17 protein-coding genes are annotated in these 19,005 nt (G+C 60.6%); 2 read left to right on the top strand and 15 right to left on the bottom strand.

From position 1 onward, the window contains the following. Positions 1–151: 151 nt before the first annotated feature. From N5D61_RS09710 to N5D61_RS09660, 11 genes are all read right to left on the bottom strand, one after another. Positions 152–1,444 (bottom strand): adenylosuccinate synthase, encoded by a 1,293-nt coding sequence (locus N5D61_RS09710; RefSeq protein ID WP_279892302.1) that lies wholly within the window; start codon positions 1,442–1,444, stop codon positions 152–154. 56 nt (positions 1,445–1,500) lie between these two features. Next, the gene (locus tag N5D61_RS09705) at positions 1,501–2,688 is read right to left on the bottom strand and encodes an ATP phosphoribosyltransferase regulatory subunit (RefSeq protein WP_108239435.1); all 1,188 of its coding nucleotides are present in this window, start codon (positions 2,686–2,688) and stop codon (positions 1,501–1,503) included. Between the two features lie 296 nt (positions 2,689–2,984). Next, on the bottom strand, positions 2,985–3,854 hold the full coding sequence (gene hflC / locus N5D61_RS09700) for a protease modulator HflC (RefSeq protein WP_108239434.1): 870 nt from the start codon (positions 3,852–3,854) through the stop codon (positions 2,985–2,987). Continuing rightward, positions 3,854–5,029, bottom strand: coding sequence for an FtsH protease activity modulator HflK (gene hflK, locus N5D61_RS09695; protein ID WP_279892298.1), 1,176 nt, complete (start codon positions 5,027–5,029; stop codon positions 3,854–3,856). Before hflK ends, hflC begins: the two co-directional genes overlap by 1 nt. Positions 5,030–5,126: 97 nt before the next feature. Further along, positions 5,127–6,428, bottom strand: coding sequence for a ribosome rescue GTPase HflX (hflX, locus tag N5D61_RS09690; RefSeq protein WP_279892296.1), 1,302 nt, complete (start codon positions 6,426–6,428; stop codon positions 5,127–5,129). 12 nt (positions 6,429–6,440) lie between these two features. Further along, positions 6,441–6,701, bottom strand: coding sequence for an RNA chaperone Hfq (gene hfq / locus N5D61_RS09685; protein WP_108239431.1), 261 nt, complete (start codon positions 6,699–6,701; stop codon positions 6,441–6,443). A 90-nt stretch (positions 6,702–6,791) separates the two neighbouring features. After that, positions 6,792–7,763, bottom strand: coding sequence for a tRNA (adenosine(37)-N6)-dimethylallyltransferase MiaA (miaA, locus tag N5D61_RS09680; protein ID WP_279892295.1), 972 nt, complete (start codon positions 7,761–7,763; stop codon positions 6,792–6,794). Then, entirely contained in the window at positions 7,763–9,697 is a 1,935-nt protein-coding gene (mutL, locus tag N5D61_RS09675) for a DNA mismatch repair endonuclease MutL (RefSeq protein ID WP_256601406.1), read from the bottom strand. Before mutL ends, miaA begins: the two co-directional genes overlap by 1 nt. 59 nt (positions 9,698–9,756) lie before the next feature. Beyond that, positions 9,757–11,196: an N-acetylmuramoyl-L-alanine amidase gene (locus N5D61_RS09670; RefSeq protein WP_218565116.1), complete on the bottom strand. Its 1,440-nt coding sequence runs from the start codon at positions 11,194–11,196 to the stop codon at positions 9,757–9,759. Between the two features lie 2 nt (positions 11,197–11,198). Beyond that, positions 11,199–11,669, bottom strand: a complete 471-nt coding sequence (gene tsaE, locus N5D61_RS09665) for a tRNA (adenosine(37)-N6)-threonylcarbamoyltransferase complex ATPase subunit type 1 TsaE (protein ID WP_279892292.1) — start codon at positions 11,667–11,669, stop codon at positions 11,199–11,201. Beyond that, positions 11,657–13,153 (bottom strand): NAD(P)H-hydrate dehydratase, encoded by a 1,497-nt coding sequence (locus tag N5D61_RS09660; protein WP_279892290.1) that lies wholly within the window; start codon positions 13,151–13,153, stop codon positions 11,657–11,659. The genes tsaE and N5D61_RS09660 overlap by 13 nt, the downstream gene beginning before the upstream one ends. Positions 13,154–13,216: 63 nt before the next feature. On the opposite strand from N5D61_RS09660, the gene queG reads away from it, so the two are divergent. Continuing rightward, positions 13,217–14,314 carry a tRNA epoxyqueuosine(34) reductase QueG gene (queG, locus tag N5D61_RS09655; RefSeq protein WP_279892288.1) on the top strand — a complete coding sequence of 366 codons (1,098 nt, stop codon included), beginning with the start codon at positions 13,217–13,219 and terminating at the stop codon, positions 14,312–14,314. Between the two features lie 66 nt (positions 14,315–14,380). On the opposite strand, the gene N5D61_RS09650 is transcribed toward queG, so the two are convergent. Continuing rightward, positions 14,381–14,992: a trimeric intracellular cation channel family protein gene (locus tag N5D61_RS09650; RefSeq protein ID WP_108239426.1), complete on the bottom strand. Its 612-nt coding sequence runs from the start codon at positions 14,990–14,992 to the stop codon at positions 14,381–14,383. Between the two features lie 135 nt (positions 14,993–15,127). Next, positions 15,128–15,664: an oligoribonuclease gene (gene orn / locus N5D61_RS09645; protein ID WP_279892286.1), complete on the bottom strand. Its 537-nt coding sequence runs from the start codon at positions 15,662–15,664 to the stop codon at positions 15,128–15,130. A gap of 110 nt (positions 15,665–15,774) precedes the next feature. On the opposite strand from orn, the gene rsgA reads away from it, so the two are divergent. Then, positions 15,775–16,806, top strand: a complete 1,032-nt coding sequence (gene rsgA, locus N5D61_RS09640; protein ID WP_108239424.1) for a small ribosomal subunit biogenesis GTPase RsgA — start codon at positions 15,775–15,777, stop codon at positions 16,804–16,806. Positions 16,807–16,941: 135 nt separating this feature from the next. Here rsgA and motB read toward each other — a convergent pair whose 3' ends face one another. Then, positions 16,942–17,988 (bottom strand): flagellar motor protein MotB, encoded by a 1,047-nt coding sequence (gene motB, locus N5D61_RS09635; protein ID WP_108239423.1) that lies wholly within the window; start codon positions 17,986–17,988, stop codon positions 16,942–16,944. 3 nt (positions 17,989–17,991) lie between these two features. Next, on the bottom strand, positions 17,992–18,843 hold the full coding sequence (gene motA / locus N5D61_RS09630; protein WP_108239422.1) for a flagellar motor stator protein MotA: 852 nt from the start codon (positions 18,841–18,843) through the stop codon (positions 17,992–17,994). Positions 18,844–19,005: the final 162 nt, after the last annotated feature.

The following is a 19,005-nucleotide window of genomic DNA, read 5'->3' as shown; positions in this document are numbered from 1 at the left end:
TGGAGACTCCCCCGACAACGAACGCCATTAAAATGGTGGCATCTTGTTTGACGTTATCTACAGCAAGGGGCGTGCCGTTCTGATGAACAGGATCATAAACACATAAAAAAAGGGTCGCAGTTGCGACCCTTCTTTGCGTTTCAACGACTTATCAGCCAAACGGGTGACGCAGGATGATGGTCTCGTTGCGGTCAGGGCCCGTCGAAATAATGTCGATGGGTGCGCCGACCAGCTCTTCCAGACGCTTGATGTAAGCGCGAGCGTTGGCTGGCAGCTCTTCCAGGGTCTTGGCGCCCAGGGTCGATTCGGTCCAGCCTGGCATCTGCTCGTACACCGGCTCCAGGCCAATGTAGCTGTCGGCGTCGGTCGGCGCGTCGATCACTGCGCCGTTTTCGTTCTTGTAACCCACACAGATGTTGATGGTCTCAAGACCGTCCAGCACGTCCAGCTTGGTCAGGCAGATGCCCGAGATGCTGTTGACGTCGATGGCGCGACGCAGGATGACGGCGTCGAACCAGCCGCAACGACGGGCACGGCCGGTGGTAGCACCGAACTCGTGGCCACGCTTGGCCAGGAACGCACCCACGTCGTCGAACAGTTCGGTCGGGAACGGACCGGAACCGACGCGAGTGGTGTACGCCTTGGTGATGCCCAGGATGTAGTCGATGAACATCGGGCCCACACCGGAACCAGTGGCGATACCACCAGCAGTGGTGTTGGAGCTGGTGACGTACGGGTAGGTGCCGTGGTCGATGTCCAGCAGCGAACCTTGAGCGCCTTCAAACATGATGTCTTTGCCAGCGCGACGCATCTCGTGCAGCGCAGCAGTGACGTCCAGCATCATCGGCTTGAGCAGTTCGGCGTATTCCATGCACTCGTCGAGTGTTTTCTGGAAGTCGATCGCAGGCTCTTTGTAGTAATTGACCAGCACGAAGTTGTGGTAGTCCAGCAGCTCGCCCAGCTTGGCGGCGAAACGCTCGCGGTGGAACAGGTCACCGATGCGCAGGCCACGACGTGCAACCTTGTCTTCATAGGCAGGGCCGATGCCGCGACCGGTGGTACCGATCTTATGCTCGCCACGAGCCTTTTCACGGGCCTGATCGAGCGCAACGTGGTACGACAGGATCAGCGGGCAGGACGGGCTGATGCGCAGACGCTCGCGCACCGGAATGCCTTTCTCTTCCAGCTTGGTAATTTCACGCATGAGCGCATCAGGCGCTACGACCACACCGTTGCCGATCAGGCACTGCACGCCTTCGCGCAGTACACCGGACGGAATCAGGTGCAGAACGGTTTTCTCGCCATCGATCACCAGGGTGTGACCGGCGTTGTGGCCGCCTTGATAGCGAACTACCGCGGTAGCATGTTCGGTCAGCAGATCAACGATCTTGCCTTTGCCCTCATCACCCCACTGGGTGCCCAGGACTACGACATTCTTACCCATAACACTTGTCCTCATTCACGCAAACTGGGTGCCGGCCTGCAGCCGACTGGAATAACTCAAACGGCCAGCGGCATTACCTGCCAGCGCTCGCCATGCTGAACCAATTGCCGATCGCAATCGGCTTCTTTCGCTGCCGAGACCGGCTGGCCAGGCAACGCTTGAACCACGCGCTGCCCCTCACTGCGCAGTTGGCAGACTGCCTGCCAAAGGGCCGCATCCGTACTGTCCGGCATCCAAATGCCGCCAGACGGCAATTCGATCTGCGCGCGACCCAACGTGACCAGGGTTTTCAAATCGGTAGAAAAGCCCGTTGCCGGACGTGCGCGGCCAAAGTCAGCGCCGATGTCATCGTAACGACCGCCTTGTGCGATGGACTGCCCCACGCCAGGCACGAACACCGCAAATACCACGCCGGTGTGGTAGTGGTACCCACGCAGCTCGCCGAGGTCGAAATACAGCGGTAGATCCGGGAAACGCGCCGACAAGCGCTCGGCGATCTCCGTCAGATCATCCAGTGCATCGATCACTGGCCCAGGCGCCTTGGCCAGCCGCTCACGTGCAGCGTCCAACACTTCGCGACCGCCGCACAGATCGACCAACGCGCGCAGCATGGCGGCCAGGTCGGCTGACAACCCTTCAGTCAGGGCGACGACCTCGTCGATGGCTTTGCGCTGCAGCGCATCGAACAACTGTTGCTCGACTTCGCCGGATAACCCTGCCGCACGGGCCAGGCCACGGTAGATGCCAACATGTCCCAAGTCCATGTGAACATCGGGCACCTGCGCCAGTTGCAGCATGGCCAGCATCAGGCTGATGACTTCGACGTCACTGCTCGGACTGGCGTCGCCGTACAACTCAGCACCGAGTTGAATCGGGCTACGCGAGGACGACAACGCTCGAGGCTGAGCGTGCAGGACACTACCAGCGTAGCAAAGACGGCTCGGACCCTCGCGGCGCAATGTGTGGGCATCGATCCGCGCCACCTGTGGCGTGATGTCTGCACGAAATCCCATCTGGCGACCTGATTGCGGATCGACCACTTTGAAGGTGCGCAGATCCAGATCCTGACCCGCGCCTGTGAGCAGAGATTCGAGGTATTCGATGTGCGGGGTCACGACGAACTCGTAACCCCAGCTTTGAAACAGATCCAGCACCTGACGACGCGCCACTTCAATGCGCGCCGCTTCCGGCGGCAGTACTTCTTCGATGCCATCCGGCAGCAGCCAGCGGTCAACCGTTGCCATTACGCCTTTCCCCTATGATCCGGGCGGCCAACCCCTTGGGCGAGCCTTGAGTGAAGCAGACAGCGTTCAACAGGACGGCCGCGCCGGGTCGATGATGCCCAGACAAAACCGCCCTGCGCGTTGCGAACGCCGCCCTCGAAAAAACTGCCGGGCACGAGTTACGCCACGGCCAATCAATCGTGTAGACGCAAAAAAGCCGGGAATTTCCCGGCTGCCGCATAATACACACGTTTTGCCTTTCGATCACCCCGCCGGACAGTTTTGCCGCCCGGCGGAGCTCTCGGACACGCGTGCAACTACGGTTTGGCTTTTTCCATATAGCGGAAGAACTCGCTGTTCGGATCCAGCACCATCACGTCGCTCTTGTTTGCGAAGCTCTCGCGATAGGCGCGCAGACTGCGGTAGAACGCGTAGAACTCCTGATCCTGAGCGTAAGCCTTGGAGTAAATCGCTGCGGCTTGCGCATCACCGTCACCGCGGGTTTCTTCGGACTCACGGTAGGCTTCGGCCAACAGCACGCGGCGCTGGCGATCGGCATCGGCACGGATACCTTCCGCCAGCTCGTTACCCTTGGCGCGATGCTCGCGGGCTTCTCGCTCGCGTTCGGTGCTCATGCGCTCGAACACGCTGCGGTTGACTTCCTTCGGCAAGTCGATGGCCTTGACCCGAACATCGATGATTTCAATGCCCAGCTCCTTTTCCGCCATCTTGTTGAGGGACGCCGTGATGTCAGCCATCAGCGCGTCACGCTCGCCCGACACTGCTTCGTGCAGGGTGCGCTTACCGAACTGATCACGCAGGCCCGACTCCAGGCGACGGGAAAGGCGCTCATCGGCATTCTGCTTCAGGCCCGACGTCGCGGTATAGAAACGCTCGGCGTCCTTCACGCGCCATTTGGCATAGGCATCCACCATGACGGCTTTCTTTTCCAGCGTCAGAAACCGTTGTGTGGGCGCATCCAGCGTCAGCAAACGCCCGTCGAACTTGCGCACCTGGTTCACGTAAGGAACCTTGACGTGCAAGCCGGGCGGTACGTCCGATTCGACGACACGACCGAACCGCAGCATCACCGCGCGCTCGGTCTGAGCGACGATATAGAAGCTGTTCCATGCAACCACGGCCAGCACGACACATACAATCAAGGCGACCAGAGATTTATTGCTCATCAACGACTCTCCCTAGTGCGCGTGTCACGTGGCGTTTGCATGTCCGATGCGCGTACGCCCGGATCGGTGGCAGTCGTCGAGGCGCCGCTCGTGGAAGCCCCTGAACCGCTACGGCTGCTGTCGATCATTTTGTCCAATGGCAGATAAAGCAGGTTGTTCTGGCCTTTGTCGCCAGTCACCAACACCTTGCTGGTGTTGCTGAAGACTTCCTGCATGGTTTCCAGATACAGGCGCTCGCGAGTGACCTCGGGGGCCTTGCGATATTCGGCTACCAGCTTGGTGAAGCGATCCGCCTCACCCTTCGCCCTGGAGATCACTTCATCACGGTAACCATTGGCGTCTTCAACGATGCGCTGTGCCTGACCCCGGGCTTCTGGGATCACGCCATTGGCATAGGTTTCCGCCTGGTTGCGCGAACGTTGCTCGTCTTCACGGGCACGGATCACGTCATCGAAGGCTTCCTGCACTTCGCGCGGGGCTGCGGCACTTTGCACGTTCACCTGAGTGACCGTAATACCGGTGCGATAGGTATCGAGGAAACGCTGTAGCCGCTCCTTGATTTCGCTGGCCATCAGCTCACGCCCCTCGGTCAGCACCTGATCCATCGCGGTCGACCCGACAACGTGACGCAAGGCACTTTCAGTGGCGTGCTGCAGACTGACTTCAGGCTGATCGACGTTCAGCACGAAGTCCTGCAGATTGGTGATCTTGTACTGCACGGTCAGCGGCACTTCGACGATGTTCTCGTCTTCGGTGAGCATCTGGCCCTGCTTGCTGTACGCACGCTCACGCGTGACGTTTTCGAGGTACTTGCGATCGAACGGCGGGAAGTAGATGTTCAGGCCCGGACCGACGGTTTCGTAGTATTTGCCGAACCGCAGGACCACGGCCTGCTCCTGCTCGTCCACCACGTAGATGGCGTTGTACAGCCAGATGGCAAGCAACACGACCAGGCCAATACCGAGCAGACCGAAGCCGCCGCCCTTGCCCGAACTGCCGCTGCCGCCACCGTCACTGTTGCGTTTTTTTCCACTACCGAACAACCCATTCAGGCTTTCCTGCAGCTTTCGGAAGGCCTCGTCGAGATCCGGGGGCCCCTTGCGGTCGCCGCCTTTGCGCTTGCCACCCCAGGGATCCTGATTATTCGAGTTGCCACCCGGCTCATTCCAAGCCATAGCGCTCTCCATCTGATAAAGCAAAGACGCGCCCGCGGCGCGCCGACCAATGCTACAGAATGCCCGTCGCGGCAGGACAACCGCCGCGAAGGGCTTTTTATTGCAAAGTGTGTTGCTCGATGAATTCCAGCGGCTGCAGTCCTTCGCGACTCACCAGGCGATTGAATTCAACACGGGGCAAACGAACTGCCAACAGGCTGCTACCCTCGTCATCGTGCGCCTCGCTCTGCACGGCACCCAGTTGGAAAAACTGAGCGCGCAACCGCGCGAAACGCTGCGACAAACGCAAGGTGCCAACGAACAGGTCGTCCCCCAACAGCTCGGCAATGGCTTGCTTGAGCAAGTCCAGCCCTCGACCATCACGCGCAGACACCCAGACCCTTTGCGGTTTGCCATTGGCATCGCGCTGAATCTGAGGCTCGACCCCCTCGAGCAGATCGAGTTTGTTATAGACCTCCAGCATCGGCAAGTCCTGCGCACCAATCTCGCGCAGCACCTCCAATACCTGTTCGATCTGCTCCATCCGGTCAGGCTCGTGGGCATCGATCACGTGCAGCAACAGGTTCGAATTGCTCGACTCTTCGAGCGTAGCCCTGAACGCCTCGACCAGCTTGTGCGGCAAGTGACGAATGAAACCTACGGTGTCTGCGAGCACGATCGGCCCCAGGTCGTTCAGCTCAAGGCGGCGCAGCGTCGGGTCCAGCGTTGCGAACAACTGATCAGCAGCGTAGACCTGCGAATCGGTCACTGCATTGAAAAGCGTGGATTTCCCGGCGTTGGTGTAACCCACGATGGAAACCGTAGGAATATCCGCCCGAGAACGCCCGCGACGGGCCTGGTCGCGCTGGCTACGAACCTTCTCCAGACGGCTTTTGATCTGACGCAGGCGAACCCGCAGCAAACGGCGGTCCGTTTCAAGCTGGGTTTCGCCCGGCCCACGCAGGCCGATACCCCCACCCTGTCGTTCAAGGTGAGTCCACCCTCTGACCAATCGGGTACTCATGTGCTCAAGCTGAGCGAGTTCGACTTGCAGCTTGCCCTCGTGGGTGCGTGCACGCTGGGCGAAGATGTCGAGAATCAGACCCGTGCGATCGAGCACGCGACACTCGAACACACGCTCGAGGTTGCGCTCCTGACTGGGCGTTAGGACGTGGTTGAAAATAACCAGATCGGTTTGTTCGGCGTGGACCAGGTCGCGCAATTCATCGACCTTGCCGCTGCCGACCAGAAACTTGGCGGTTGGCCGATGCCGGGGCACGTTGACGAACGCAACGATGTCGGCACCTGCCGAAAGAGCCAGCTCCCTGAACTCCTGCGGATCTTCGCGCGCCTCAGGGTCCTGACCATCCAAATGAACGAGGATCGCCCGCTCACCACCGCCGTGGCGCTCAAAGAACAAGGCAGACTCCTATCAGGCGTTACCTGGCTCAGCGTCACTCTGGTCGGATTCGGAAGCGCTAGGCAGACGAATTGGACGGACCGGAACAACGGTCGAGATTGCGTGCTTGTAAACCATTTGGCTGACAGTGTTTTTCAGCAGAATAACAAACTGGTCGAAGGACTCGATCGTGCCTTGCAGCTTGATGCCGTTTACCAGATAGATCGAAACCCCAACCTTCTCTTTACGCAAAGTGTTCAGGTAAGGGTCTTGTAGCGAATGCCCTTTTGACATGTGCCGCACTCCTTTAAGGATCAATAGAATAAATTCGAAAACATTGGCTCAGGCCGTTACCCCCCAAGGATAGACGGCAATTGCAAGGACTCAGCCCAATATGGAGACCGATCCCAGGTATTTCAAGGTGCGTGGCAGATTGTCGCAAGCCAGGCTGTCCAACCAGTGTAAATTTTCCCAGCTTCGCAGCCAGGTGAACTGTCTCTTGGCCAACTGCCGCGTGGCGATGATGCCGCGTTCCTGCATCTCGTCCCGGGTCAGGCTGCCATCCAGATAGTCCCAGACCTGGCGATACCCTACAGCTCTTATAGACGGCAAATTCGAGTGCAGGTCACCCCTCGAACGTAACGCCATCACTTCCTCAACGAACCCCTCATCAAGCATTTGCCTGAAACGTAGCGCGATTCGGTCGTGCAATACCTTTCGATCCTGAGGCGCGATCGCAAGATTGGCGACAGTATAGGGCAATTGATGTTGCCCCGAAGCGCCAGCTTGAGCACTTTGCGCACTTTGTTGCGCTCTGTGTTCGGTCATGCTGATCCCGCTCACCCGGTACACTTCCAGCGCGCGGACCAGCCGCTGCGGATCATTGGGATGAATACGGGCCGCCGATACCGGGTCAATGGCCGCCAATTCATCATGCAACGCCTGCCAGCCGCGGCTGGCGGCCTCGTCTTCCAATTGGGCACGCACCTGCGCATCCGCCGCAGGCATGTCCGCCAGGCCTTCCAATAGAGCTTTGAAATACAACATGGTGCCGCCCACCAACAAAGGAATTTTTCCCCGGGCGGTTATTTCGGCCATGGCCTGGAGCGCATCGGAACGAAAATCCGCTGCCGAATAGCTCTGCGCCGGATCGAGGATATCGATCAAGCGGTGGGGATACTTCTCCAGGAGCGCTTTTGCAGGCTTGGCGGTGCCGATGTCCATGCCGCGATAGACCAGAGCCGAATCGACGCTGATCAACTCACAGGGCAGCACCTTGGTCAGTTCGATGGCCAGATCGGTTTTGCCAGCGGCAGTGGGGCCCATCAGGAAGATGGCCGGAGGGAGGGCACTCATCAGCGGCCGCGCAGAAACAGTTTGTCGAGATCATCCATACCCAGTTGAGTCCAGGTCGGCCGCCCGTGGTTGCACTGGCCGCTGCGTTCGGTGTTTTCCATGTCTCGCAGCAAGGCGTTCATCTCCGGAATCGCCAGCCGCCGGTTGGCGCGCACCGCGCCATGACAGGCCATGGTCCCGAGCAATTCATTCATGTGTGCCTGAACGCGGTCACTGGTGCCGTACTCCATCAGATCCGCCAGGACATCGTGCACCAGCCGGTTGGCCTCCGCTTGTTTGAGCAACGCCGGGATCTGCCGGATAGCCAGGCTTTCAGGCCCCAGGCGTTGCAGCTCAAAGCCCAACTGCTGAAAGGTCCCCATGTGCTCTTCGGCACAATCGGCTTCGCGCTGACTGACGGCGATCGACTCGGGCACCAACAGCGGCTGACCGCTCAAGCCTTCGCTGGCCATGGCGATCTTGAGGCGCTCGTACATGATCCGCTCGTGCGCGGCATGCATGTCCACCAACACCATGCCATGAGCATTTTCGGCCAGGATGTAGATGCCTTTGAGTTGCGCCAGCGCATAGCCCAACGGCGGAATGTCGCCGTGGGATTCGGGCAACGCGACGCTGGCAGGCGCACTCGCGCCGGGCTGGGCTGCGGGCAATGGGGCGAAGAATGCGCTGTAGGCGGCCCGCGCCTCTTCGGCAGGCAACACAGAGGATGGTCGCGGTGTGTACTGATACCCATAACCTGCACCGCCGGAACCCGCGGAGGGCGATGCAGCAGACCCTGCCGAGGTGTTCCAGGCAGAGCCTTGAGGCGTTTCCAGCAGGTTGTTGGCCAGGCGCATTTCACCCTGCGGGCCAAACTCTCCCGCTTCGGGTCCCGTAGGACGTACCAATGCAGCCACGGACGTGGTACCCGCGAGTTGATCGTCGGGACGCACGTCACCCAGCGCCCGGTGCAAAGTGCCATACAAGAAGTCATGAACCATGCGGCCGTCGCGGAAGCGCACTTCATGCTTGGTCGGGTGCACGTTGACGTCGACAACGGCCGGATCGACTTCGAAGAACAACACGAAGGTCGGGTGACGCCCGTTGAACAACACGTCACGGTACGCCTGACGCACGGCATGGGCGACCAGCTTGTCGCGCACTGCACGGCCGTTGACGAAGAAATACTGCAGGTCTGCCTGACTGCGCGAGAAGGTCGGCAACCCGACCCACCCCCACAATTTCAGGCCATTGCGCTCGACCTCGATCGGCAGCGCCTGCTCCAGAAAGCCCGGGCCGCAGACTGCGGAAACCCGTCGCGCGCGGGAAACGTCATCGCGGGCTTCGTGCAGGCTCAGAATCGTCTTGCCGTTGTGACGCAGGTGGAAGGCCACATCGAAACGCGCGAGCGCCATGCGCTTGATCACTTCCTGAAGGTGGTCGAATTCGGTTTTCTCCGCCTTCAGGAATTTGCGCCGCGCCGGCGTATTGAAGAACAGATCGCGCACTTCCACCGACGTGCCCACCGGGTGGGCGGCGGGCTGAACCCGGGAGGCCATGTCGCGCCCCTCGGTTTCGACTTGCCAGGCCTGATCGGCACCGCGCGTTCGGGAAGTCAGCGTCAATCTCGAAACGGAACTGATCGATGCCAGGGCCTCCCCCCTGAAACCGAGACTCATGACCCGTTCAAGGTCTTCCAACTCACGAATCTTGCTGGTGGCATGGCGTGCCAGGGCCAGGGGAAGGTCGTCGGGCGAGATACCGCCGCCGTCGTCGCGCACACGCAGCAGTTTTACACCGGCCTGCTCGACTTCGACATCGATGCGACGAGCACCGGAATCGAGGCTGTTCTCCAGCAACTCCTTGATGACCGAAGCGGGTCGCTCGACCACCTCACCGGCAGCGATCTGGTTCGCCAGCCGGGGGCTGAGCAATTCGATGCGTGCGGCATCCACAGCCGGGCTGTGGTCACTCACGGCAAGGTCCAGGCCCTCTCCGTCCACTAACAAGTCGCTCACGGCTCACCCGCCAGTTCCGCGCTTGGAATTTTCAGTTGCTGACCCACCTTCAGCTCATTGGAGCTGAGTTTGTTGGCGTTGCGCAGTGCTTCCATGCTCATGTCGTAGCGAATGGCGATCATGCTCAGGGACTCTCCCGCTCGCACGGTGTGTTCACGGGGGCCCATGGCCAGCTTGCCGTTGTCACGCAGCCACGCGATGTAGGTGCCTTGTGGCGGATTCTGCTGGAAGAACTGCTTCACGCCTGCCGTGATCGAGCGAGCCAAGGCCTGCTGATGGCTGGCGCCTTCAAGCTTGTTGGCTTCGGCGGCGTTGGAGATAAAGCCTGTTTCGACCAGGATCGATGGAATGTCCGGGGACTTGAGCACCATGAAACCCGCCTGTTCCACGCGGGATTTATGCAGCGGCGTCACTCGACCGATGTTAGTCAGGACCTTCTGCCCGACGTTCAGACTCGACGTCAGCGAGGCGGTCATCGACAGGTCCAGCAGGACACCGGCCAGCATCCGGTCCTTGTCATCCAGACTCACCGCGCCGGCACCGCCGATCAGGTCCGAGCGGTTTTCGCTGTCCGCCAGCCAGCGCGCCGTTTCAGACGTAGCGCCACGGTCGGACAGGGCGAACACCGAGGCGCCGAAGGCCGCCGATGAGGGTGCGGCGTCGGCGTGAATGGAGACGAACAGGTCCGCACCCTTGGCCCTGGCAATTTCGGTCCGCTTACGCAGCGGGATGAAGTAGTCGCCGGTACGGGTCAACTCGGCACGGTAGCCCTTTTCGGCGTTGATCTGACGCTGCAACTCCTTGGCGATCGACAGCACCACGTTCTTTTCCTTCTGCCCTCGCCCTCCCGACGCGCCAGGGTCCTCACCGCCATGTCCCGCATCGACGACGACCACAATGTCGCGCTTGCCATTGGGCACAGGCGGCAGTTTGATTTCCGGCTTGGATGGGCTGACCGGCACGGCAGGCGTGGCTGGAGCAACGGTGGCAGGCGTGTCGGCAACGGTCGGTGCCGGGTTGGCATCGGCGGGGTTGTCGTACAGATCCACGACCAGGCGATTGCCGTATTGCTGGTTAGGGGCCAAGGTGAAGCTTTTCGGCGTCACGGTCTTTTTCAAGTCGACGACCACGCGCAGATCGTCGGGCGTACGCTGAGCCGACCGGATGGAGGTAATGGGGGTGTTGGCGGTGGCGATATTGAGCGAGCCGCCTAACGTCGCACCATTGATGTCGATAACCAGGCGGTCCGGGGATTGCAGAGTGAAAACGCTGTGCTGAACCGGGCCCGAGAGGTCAAAGACCAGCCGGGTGTTATCCGGTGCACGCCATAAGCGGACACTTCGTACCTGTGAGGCGGCAAACGCGTCGACAGCCAAGGCCATCAGCAGCAATCCAGTCACAGTCACCAGCGCGCGCATGCGCATACCAAACCCCATATCTATTTGAATTCCAAAGCCAAAGCGGCACACCACGTCTCGCCTCGCGAGCTCTCTGGGCTCAGCGTCAGGGCTCGACCATCCGCGTGCGGCCTAATGGTAATGATCAGGTCAGGCTTTGGCAAAAAGCCCGCCCCCAGATCAGGCCACTCGATCAGGCAAAGCGCTTGCCCTTCGAAGTAGTCGCGTATGCCGAGGAATTCTAGCTCTTCTGGATCAACAAGTCGGTAGAGATCAAAGTGATACGCGCGATTTCTCCCAATTTCGTAAGGTTCCACCAAGGTGAACGTCGGGCTTTTTACCGCACCGGTATGGCCCAGCCCCCGGATGATGCCTCGCGACAGCGTGGTCTTGCCCGCGCCGAGATCGCCCACCAGAAAAATAATCCCATTGCCTTCAGTCACTTGGGCAATCCGTGCGCCAAAGTCCGTCATTGCCTCTTCACCTACCAGGTGCAGGGTTACCTCAGACACGGTTGTTGCTCCTCCAGCAGCTTGCGAATTTCGGGAATCAGATCAGCGGCAGCCATGCCGCGCCCGTTTGCCCCACATTTTTCCCCCGCGTACGCATGCAACCATACGCCCAGACACGCCGCCTCGAATGGGGGCATCTTCTGCGCCATCAGCGCGCCGATCACGCCAGAAAGCACGTCGCCCAGCCCGCCCGTCGCCATTGCCGGATGACCGTGATCAGCCAGCGCCAGGTCGCCTGCAGGGTTGGCGATCAGGCTGCCACTGCCCTTGAGCACGCAGACAGCATTGAACCGCTTCGCCAACGCACGCGCGGCAGCAGGACGATCGGCCTGTACCTGTGCAGTGTCCATTCCCAGCAGCCGGGCCGCTTCACCGGGATGCGGCGTGATGACGCATCCTTCGGGCAACTGCACGTTGCCTGCAGCCAATTGATTGAGTGCGTCAGCGTCCCAGACCTGCGGCCGCCTTGCATTGGCAGCCGCCGATAACAGGCTGCGCCCCCATGGGTGTTGGCCCATGCCAGGGCCGACGACCAGCACCGTGGCCGGCCCGATCAGCTCCATCAATTGATTGGCCGACTGAATCCCGGCGGCCATCACTTCGGGAAAGCGCGTCAGCGCCGCGGTCACATGTTCGGGGCGGGTCGCCAGCGTGACCATCCCAGCGCCGCAACGCAAGGTGCTTTCGGTGGCCAACAGCGCAGCGCCGCCGAAGCCGAGATCCCCCCCGATCACCAGCACCCGGCCAAACATGCCCTTGTGAGCGGTCGGCGAACGCGGGTTGAGTGTCGGCAGGTTAAAGGTATCGAGCCGCTTAACGCTGGCGGAGGTTTGGGCGACGATGACGGAGTCGGCCTGCAAGTCGTCGAACACCAGCTCGCCGACCCGGTCAGGCCCATCGGCGGTGAACAGCCCGACCTTCAGCCCGATGAAGGTGACCGTCAGGTCAGCACGAACGGCGACCCCCAGCGTCCTGCCAGTGTCTGCACACAGCCCCGAGGGTATGTCCACCGACATGACCGGCAAGCCACTGTCATTGATGCACTCGATGGCCGAGGCATAGGGCGCACGGACATCTCCCTTGATACCCGTGCCCAGCAGCGCATCGACCACAATGCCGGCCAGCCGCTGTTGATGCCAGGGCAATACCTCGACCTGCTCATCCAGTGCATCTTTATAAGCGGCCTCGGCATCACCGGTCATAACAGCCGTGCCGCCGACCGCGAGGACGGTCACTCGCCATCCCGCGCGTCGGGCCAGCATGGCAATGAGGTAACCATCGCCCGCGTTGTTGCCGTGACCGGCTAATACTGTAAGTTCGCGGCCTTCCGGCCAGCGACGCCGGATCGCACGCCAGGCGGCATGCGCCGCTCGCTGCATCAATTCGAAGCCCGGCGTGCCCGCTGCAATCAGCCGTGCGTCGAGGTCGCGGACCTGCGCGGCGCTGTACAGTGCGTCGGGAAATGTGGGTTTGCTGTGCAACATGCGTCTTTGGGCTCCGATGTCTGGCAGAATTATACGCACCTGTACCCCGGTGTCCTCTTCAGCATGTCCGCAATTACTGTCGATCCCTCCACAAACCCCGCATTGCTGTCGGCTGCCGGGTTGGCTGAGCTTGCCCAATCGATCAAGGACTGGGGGCGCGAACTCGGCTTTCAGCAGGTCGGCATCTCGGGGCTGGATCTGGCGGAGCATGAGCAGCATCTGCAACGCTGGCTCGAAGCCGGGTACCACGGTGAGATGGACTATATGGCAGCGCATGGCAGCAAACGTTCGCACCCTGACGAATTGGTGCCGGGCACGCTGCGAGTGGTGTCGCTGCGGATGGACTACCTGCCTGGCGACACTTCGATGGCGAAACGGCTGGCCGAGCCGGAAAAAGCCTACGTTTCCCGGTACGCGCTGGGACGTGACTACCACAAACTGATCCGCAAACGCGTGCAACAACTGGCGGAACGGATTCAACAGGCCATCGGCCCGTTTGGTTTCAGAGCCTTCGTCGACAGCGCGCCGGTGCTGGAAAAAGCCATTGCCGAACAGGCCGGGCTGGGCTGGATCGGCAAGAACACGCTGGTGCTCAACCGCAAGGCGGGCAGTTACTTTTTCCTGAGCGAGTTGTTCGTCGATCTCGCATTGCCCGTCGACCCGCCTCACGCGACGGAGCATTGCGGTCGTTGCAGCGCGTGCCTGGACATCTGCCCAACCAACGCCTTCGTCGGCCCTTATGTGCTTGATGCGCGGCGCTGCATTTCCTACCTGACCATCGAGCTCAAGACGTCGATCCCCGAAGCGCTGCGTACGCTGATCGGCAACCGTGTGTTCGGGTGCGATGATTGCCAGATCGTCTGCCCCTGGAACCGCTTTGCCCGCCCAACGGATCAGAACGACTTCAAGCCTCGCCACGGGCTGGATAACACTGAGCTGGCCACACTGTTCCTGTGGGACGAACCCACTTTCCTCAGCAACACCGAAGGTTCACCGCTGCGACGGGCAGGCTATGAGCGCTGGTTACGCAACCTGGCGGTGGGGCTGGGCAATGCGCCGTCCACCATCCCAGTGATTGAAGCATTGAAGGCGCGCCGAGATCATCCCTCGGAAATGGTCCGTGAGCACGTCGAATGGGCACTGCGGCGGCATGACGCCTGATCGAAGGATCGCTGCTGAATGCGGGCCACCGATCACCCGCCGCAACCGGCGACACGCGCCACGCGCTTAATGCCCGTCCTTATAGACGAACTTGGGCATCTCCCAGCGAAATCGGATCGCCAACAACCGCAGCAACAGCCCACCTGACAGCGTGATCAGCGTTCCTTGCTCGATGGGCAGGCCAGCCCACTGACACAGAAGAAAGCACCACGCGGCCGCGAAGGAAACGCTGGCGTACAGCTCGCGACGAAAGATCAGGGGGATGTCGTTGCAGAAGATGTCGCGCAGAATCCCGCCGAATGTGCCCGTGATCACCCCACTGACAGCCGCGACCATCATCCCCAACCCCATGTCCACCGCCGTCGTGCAGCCGATGATGGTGAACGCCACCAACCCCAGGGCGTCTAGCACCAGAAACAGCGAACGCAGGTGCCTCATGAGGGGCGCGATGCAGATGGTGATCAACGCTGCAACGCTGGTCAGTATGAGGTATTCAGGATGCTTGACCCACGTCAGCGGGTAATGCCCCAGTAACACATCGCGCACCGAACCACCGCCCAACGCCGTGATGCAGGCGATCAGCACCACCCCAAACCAGTCCATGCCGCGGCGCCCGGCAGACAGCGCGCCCGTCATGGCTTCCGCGGTAATGGCGATCAGATAGAGCATCAACAGCATGGCGGCGATCCGTGCGAGTCAGGACGAAGTCCTCTTCGTAGGAGCGCGCTTGCCGCGATTGCGGCGTTTCAGCTACCCGCGATGTCGAGGCCGACAACGTATTCGCGGGCAAGCGTGCGCTCCTACACTGAAGGGTTAAACCTTGATGAAGTGTTCGCGATAGAAACGCAACTCCGCGATGGATTCACGGATATCGTCCAGTGCCAGATGCGTGCTGCCCTTTTTGAACTTCAGCTCGGGGGACCAGCGTGCCGCGAGCTCCTTGAGGGTGGAGACATCAAGGTTCCGGTAGTGGAAATAGTTTTCCAGCGTGGGCATGCGCTTATAAAGGAAGCGGCGATCCTGGCAGATGCTGTTGCCGCATATGGGCGAGCTGCGCTCAGGCACCCATTGCTTGATGAACTCCAGCGTCATGGCTTCAGCTTGTGCGGTGGTGATCGTGCTCTCACGCACGCGCTGAGTCAGCCCCGATCCACCATGCTGGCGGGTGTTCCACTCATCCATGCCGTTGAGGATGTCGTCGCTTTGATGAATGGCGATGACCGGGCCTTCGGCCAGCGTGTTCAATTCGCTGTCGGTAATGATGGTGGCCATCTCGATGATGACGTCGTTATCCGGGTCCAGACCGGTCATCTCCAGGTCGATCCAGATCAGGTTCTGCTTGTTCTGCATATGTCGGCTCCTCAGCGTAGGCGCGCAGTTTAGCTCAGACAAGCGTGCTAGACTCCCGGCGTTTTACTCAATCCTCTGCTTTACACCCCGAAACGGATCACTGAACACCCATGGCCAAACGCCAACTCAACCGCCGCCAAAACTGGCGTATCGAAAAGATTCAGGGCGAGCGCGCCGCCCGAGCGGCCAAGCGTGAGTCCTTGGCCCTCGAAACCCTCGAAGGCGGTGATCTGGGGCCGGAGCAAACGGGCTTGGTGATCGCCCACTTCGGCGTTCAGGTGGAAGTCGAAGCGCAGGAAGGCGAGCTGAGCGGCCAGGTATTCCGCTGTCATTTGCGGGCTAACCTGCCCGCGTTGGTGACGGGCGATAAAGTGGTCTGGCGCCCGGGCAATCAGGGTATCGGCGTGATTGTTGCGCAACTGCCGCGTAGCACCGAACTGTGCCGACCCGACTCTCGTGGCCAGCTCAAACCGGTGGCTGCCAACGTCGATTTGATCGTCATCGTCTTCGCGCCTGCACCGGAACCCCATGCCAACCTCATTGACCGCTATCTGGTAGCGGCTGAGCATGCGGGGATTCGTCCACTGCTGCTGCTGAACAAGTACGACCTGATCAACGAACAGAACGCCCCTGCGCTCGATGCGCTGCTCGCGGTATATCGCACGCTGGGGTATCCGGTGCTGGAAGTGTCCGCCCATCACGGCAACGGCATGCAGCAGCTGCAGGATCTGTTGGACCATAACACCAGTGTGTTCGTGGGCCAGTCCGGCGTCGGCAAGTCATCGCTGGTCAACAGCCTGCTGCCGGAGGTCGGCACGCGAGTCGGACCGCTATCCGAATATTCAGGCCAGGGGACACACACCACCACCACCGCCCGGCTGTTCCACTTCCCCCACGGCGGCGACCTGATCGACTCCCCCGGCATTCGCGAATTCGGCCTGGGCCACGTCAGCCGCGCTGACGTTGAGGCCGGCTTCATCGAGTTCAACGACCTGCTCGGCCGCTGCCGTTTCCGCGACTGCAAACATGACCGAGAGCCCGGCTGCGCCCTGCTCAAAGCCCTGGAAGACGGCCGCGTGCAGCAACAGCGGATGAACAGCTATCGCTCGATCATCGCGAGCTTGCCTGAAGACAGTTACTGATCGAGTGCACCCCGCTGTATCAGGGGACGTCTGCAAGATTGCTCCCGCCAGCAAGCCAAGCGGCTATAACTCACCTGTAATGCCTCGAAAAACAAAAACGCCGCGATGATCGCGGCGTTTTCGTCAGACCATAGTTCAGTTCTTGGTCTCGTCGATCTTCAATTGCCCTTGGTCGAAGATGTTCAGCTTTTGCCGGATTTCGTGAGGCTGAGCGTAGGCCTGGGGGTCTACCGGGGGCGCTGCCGTCGATGCCTCCGGCCGAGCGCCGGGTGCCGTTGGCGCAGCAGGCGCGGCAGGGGCAGGTGGCACGTCCGTTTTTGGCGCATCCCCCGTGCCTTGTGCGCCCTCGATGCGCTCCTGGGCCTTCTTGGTCAGCACCACAATGTCGATCCGGCGGTTGATCGGGTTGGTGGGGTGTTCCTTGTCGTACAGCGCGGACGAGGCGTAACCCACCACACGAGCGACTTGCGGGTCCGGATAGCCTCCTGCGGTCAGCGCACGCCGGGCCGCGTTGGCACGGTTGGCTGAAAGCTCCCAGTTACCGAAACCGTTGTTACCCACATAAGGCGTCGCATCGGTGTGCCCACTGATACTGACCTTGTTTGGCACCGCTTTGATGGTATCGGCCATGGCCAGCAGAATGTCCTCGAAATACGGCTTGAGGCGTGCGCTGCCGATGTCGAACATGGGCCGGTTTTCTGCGTCCATGATCTGGATACGCAAGCCATCCTGGGTAATTTCGAACAGGATCTGGTCTTTGAATTTGGCCAGTTGCGGATTTTCGTTGACCTTGGTCTGCAGTTCCTGCAGCAGCATCTCAAGACGCTCCTGCTCGACCTGCTCGGCCGCGGAGTCCTGTTGATCCGCATCCACCGGGACCTTGTCGGGCGCTGGGGTGGATTTGACTTCAGGGTTGAGGGTCTGGTCCGGCGACATCTCCGGTGAACCACCCAGATCAATGACATACGGGGATCCGCTGTCCGAGAACCCCACAGGGTCCTTGAAGTAACCCGCAATGGCGATCAACTGCTCGGGCGTGGCCGAAGACATCAGCCACAGCACGAGGAAAAACGCCATCATTGCCGTCGCGAAGTCGGCGAAGGCGATTTTCCAGGCGCCACCGTGATGACCGCCGCCGAAGCGCTTTACGCGCTTGACGATAATGGGTTGATTGTTTTCCATGGATCAGCGACCGCGAACAGCTTGTTCCAGCTCGCTGAAGCTGGGGCGATGGGCCGGGTACAGCACCTTGCGGCCGAACTCGACAGCCAGCGAGGGTGGCACGCCCGACGCAGAGGCGACTAACGAAGCCTTGATCGATTCGAAGACGTTCATCTCTTCTTTCGCGTCGTGGGCGAGACACTGCGACAACGGACCGAAGAAGCCGTAAGCCGCAAGAATACCGAAGAAGGTACCGACCAGTGCGGCGCCTACGTGCATGCCGATCGCGGCCTTGTCTCCAGAGCCCAGCGACGCCATGGTCACAACGATACCCAGTACGGCCGCAACGATACCGAAACCGGGCATGCCGTCGGCGATACCCGTCACGGCGTGGGAAGGGTGCTCCAGCTCTTCCTTCATGCTCAGCAGCTCCATGTCGAACAGGCCTTCCAGCTCGTGGGGGGCCATGTTGCCGGAGGACATGATGCGCAGGTAATCACAGATGAAGGCGATCATCCGGGTGTCTTTCAAAACGCTAGGGTATTTGGCGAAGATCGGGCTGTTTTCCGGCTCTTCGATGTCGCCTTCGATGGCCATCATGCCTTCGCGGCGGCTCTTGTTGAGGATCTCGTAGATCAAGCCCAGCACTTCGAGGTAGAAGGCGTGCGTGAAGCGCGAACCGAACATCTTCACGGACTTCTTGATGACGTGCATGGTCATATAACCCGGGTTCGCCTGCAAAAATGCACCGAACGCGGCACCGCCGATGATCAGGACCTCGAACGGCTGGATCAACGCAGCGATTTGACCATGTGACAGTACGTAGCCGCCGAGAACGCTCGCGATAACGACGATGATGCCGATAATTTTTGCCATAGATAAAAATACTTACTGAGTCGGGTTCAAGGTCATTGTGCGAGAAGCGCTGGAAACGCTTGTTCTACTTATCGGCATGAGTGCGCCAGACTATAGTCAATTCAGGCGAAAATCCTGTCTGGCGTCTGGCTCGCGTACCGCAGCGCGACGGCCAGCATGATG

The organism is Pseudomonas sp. GD03842, assembly GCF_029841165.1.
GTDB lineage: Bacteria > Pseudomonadota > Gammaproteobacteria > Pseudomonadales > Pseudomonadaceae > Aquipseudomonas.
Note: the sequence above shows the minus strand (reverse complement) of the source record. Positions and strands in the feature narration are given on the sequence as shown.

Excerpts from the sequence above, each read along its gene's own strand:
- N5D61_RS09660 (WP_279892290.1), bottom strand. The coding sequence starts at position 13,153 with ATGTTGCACAGCAAACCCACATTTCCCGACGCACTGTACAGCGCCGCG.
- motB (WP_108239423.1), bottom strand. The coding sequence starts at position 17,988 with ATGGAAAACAATCAACCCATTATCGTCAAGCGCGTAAAGCGCTTCGGC.
- motA (WP_108239422.1), bottom strand. The coding sequence starts at position 18,843 with ATGGCAAAAATTATCGGCATCATCGTCGTTATCGCGAGCGTTCTCGGC.
- hflK (WP_279892298.1), bottom strand. The coding sequence starts at position 5,029 with ATGGCTTGGAATGAGCCGGGTGGCAACTCGAATAATCAGGATCCCTGG.
- queG (WP_279892288.1), top strand. The coding sequence starts at position 13,217 with ATGTCCGCAATTACTGTCGATCCCTCCACAAACCCCGCATTGCTGTCG.
- rsgA (WP_108239424.1), top strand. The coding sequence starts at position 15,775 with ATGGCCAAACGCCAACTCAACCGCCGCCAAAACTGGCGTATCGAAAAG.
- hflC (WP_108239434.1), bottom strand. The coding sequence starts at position 3,854 with ATGAGCAATAAATCTCTGGTCGCCTTGATTGTATGTGTCGTGCTGGCC.
- N5D61_RS09705 (WP_108239435.1), bottom strand. The coding sequence starts at position 2,688 with ATGGCAACGGTTGACCGCTGGCTGCTGCCGGATGGCATCGAAGAAGTA.
- N5D61_RS09710 (WP_279892302.1), bottom strand. The coding sequence starts at position 1,444 with ATGGGTAAGAATGTCGTAGTCCTGGGCACCCAGTGGGGTGATGAGGGC.
- miaA (WP_279892295.1), bottom strand. The coding sequence starts at position 7,763 with ATGAGTGCCCTCCCTCCGGCCATCTTCCTGATGGGCCCCACTGCCGCT.
- N5D61_RS09650 (WP_108239426.1), bottom strand. The coding sequence starts at position 14,992 with ATGCTGTTGATGCTCTATCTGATCGCCATTACCGCGGAAGCCATGACG.
- orn (WP_279892286.1), bottom strand. The coding sequence starts at position 15,664 with ATGCAGAACAAGCAGAACCTGATCTGGATCGACCTGGAGATGACCGGT.
- hfq (WP_108239431.1), bottom strand. The coding sequence starts at position 6,701 with ATGTCAAAAGGGCATTCGCTACAAGACCCTTACCTGAACACTTTGCGT.
- N5D61_RS09670 (WP_218565116.1), bottom strand. The coding sequence starts at position 11,196 with ATGGGGTTTGGTATGCGCATGCGCGCGCTGGTGACTGTGACTGGATTG.